The sequence below is a fragment of the Mycobacterium sp. ABE4_509 genome, from assembly GCF_056160785.1.
This window is the reverse complement of the sequence record NZ_JBSWXU010000274.1, coordinates 1-2,213: the sequence shown is the minus strand read 5'-3', so window position 1 is coordinate 2,213 and position 2,213 is coordinate 1. Positions and strand designations below refer to the sequence as shown.

The window sequence follows — 2,213 nt, the reverse complement described above, 5'->3', positions numbered from 1 at the left end:
GGCGGGGGCGGTCCGGGCGGCGACGGCCCCGGCGGGAACGGTCCCTCGGGGCCCGGCCTGCGCGAGCGGATCAACTGGCGGTGGGTGCGCCGCGGCCTGGCGGCCGCCGCGGTTGTGCTGATCGTGTTGCCGGTGCTGACGTTCGGGATGGCGTACCTGATCGTCGACGTTCCCAAGCCCGGTGACATCCGCACCGCGCAGGTGTCGACCATCCTGGCCGGCGACGGCAGCGAGATCGCCAAGATCGTTCCGCCCGAAGGCAACCGGGTCGACGTGAGTATCGACCAGATCCCGGTGCACGTGCGGGACGCGGTGATGGCCGCCGAGGATCGCGACTTCTACTCCAATCCGGGGTTCTCCCTGACCGGGTTCCTGCGCGCCGCCAAGAACAACATCTTCGGCGGCGATCTACAGGGCGGGTCGACGATCACCCAGCAGTACGTGAAGAACGCCTTGGTCGGCGACGCCCGCTCCGGTGTGGGCGGGTTGATCCGAAAAGCCAAGGAACTGGTGATCTCCACCAAGATGTCCAGCGAATGGTCCAAGGACCAGGTGCTCGAGTCCTACTTGAACATCATCTATTTCGGCCGCGGTGCCTACGGGGTGGCCGCGGCGTCGCAGGCCTATTTCGCCAAACCGGTCGAACAGCTCGACGTCGCCGAGGGCGCGTTGCTGGCCGCGTTGATCCAGCGGCCCTCGGCGCTGGACCCGGCCGTCGACCCGGTCGGTGCGGAGGACCGGTGGAACTGGGTGCTCGACGGCATGGTCGAGATCGGCGCGCTCTCCGAACAGGACCGCGCCGCACAGGTGTTCCCGCCGACGATTCCGCCGGACGCGGCGAGCACCCAGAACCAGACCACCGGCCCGAACGGACTGATCGAGCGGCAGGTGATCAACGAGCTGATGGACATCTTCGACATCAACGAGCAGACGTTGAACACCGAAGGGCTGCAGATCACCACAACGATCGATCCGCAGGCGCAGGCCGCGGCGGTGGACGCGGTCGAGGAGTACATGGACGGTCAGGACCCGGACATGCGCGCCGCGGTGGTGTCGATCGACCCGAGAAACGGCGGGGTGAAGGCCTACTACGGCGGTTCGGATGCCGCCGGGTTCGACTTCGCCCAGGCCGGTCTGCCGACCGGGTCGTCGTTCAAGGTGTTCGCGTTGATCGCCGCGCTCGAGCAGGGCATGGGCCTGGGCTATCAGGTAGATAGCTCGCCGTTGACAGTCAACGGGATCGAGATCGGCAACGTCGGCGGCGGGGGCTGCGGCACCTGCAACATCGCCGAGGCGCTCAAGCGGTCGCTGAACACCAGCTACTACCGGCTGATGCTGGAGCTCGAGGACGGGCCCGCCGACGTCGCCGACGCCGCGCACCGTGCGGGTATCGCCGAGAGCTTCCCGGGTGTCGAGCACACCCTGTCCGAGGACGGGCAGGGCGGACCGCCCAACAACGGCGTCGTGCTGGGCCAGTACCAATCGCGGGTGATCGACATGGCCTCGGCCTACGCGACGATCGCCGACTCGGGCGTCTATCACAAGCCGCACTTCGTGCAGAAGGTCGTCAACGCCGAGGGCACGGTCCTCTACGACGCCAGCCAGGAGGACAACTCCGGCGAACAGCGCATCGACAAGGACGTCGCCGACAACGTGATCTCGGCGATGGAGCCGATCGCCGGCTATTCCGGCGGCCACAACCTCGCCGGCGGCCGCCCGTCGGCGGCCAAGACGGGCACCAATCAGCTCGGCGACACCGGTGCCAACCGCGACGCCTGGATGGTCGGCTTCACGCCGTCGTTGGCCACGGCGGTCTGGGTGGGGACCACCGAGGGCACCGAACCGCTGGTGAACCAGTGGGGGTCGCCGGTGTACGGCTCGGGCCTGCCGTCCGACATCTGGAAGGCCACGATGGACGGTGCGCTCGACGGCACCGACAACGAGTCGTTCCCCGACCCCGAGGAGATCGGCGGCTATGCCGGCGTGCCCGCGGCGCCGCCTCCGCCCCCGAGTTCGACCGAGCCGCCCCCACCGTCGGAGACGGTCATCCAGCCGACGCTGGAGATCGCACCCGGCATCACCATCCCGTGGGGTCCGCCGACCACCGTGCCGGCCGCGCCACCGCCGGGGGCACCCCCGCCCCCACCGGATCCCGGGGCGCCACCACCGCCTCCGGGACCGGACGGTCAGCCGGGGCCGGTGAACCTGCCGGG

At 69.4% G+C, this 2,213-nt stretch carries 1 protein-coding gene; it reads left to right on the top strand.

The features are described from left to right. On the top strand, nucleotides 1–2,213 hold a 2,213-nt coding region (locus ACXAID_RS27825; protein ID WP_475025392.1), incomplete at both ends, for a transglycosylase domain-containing protein.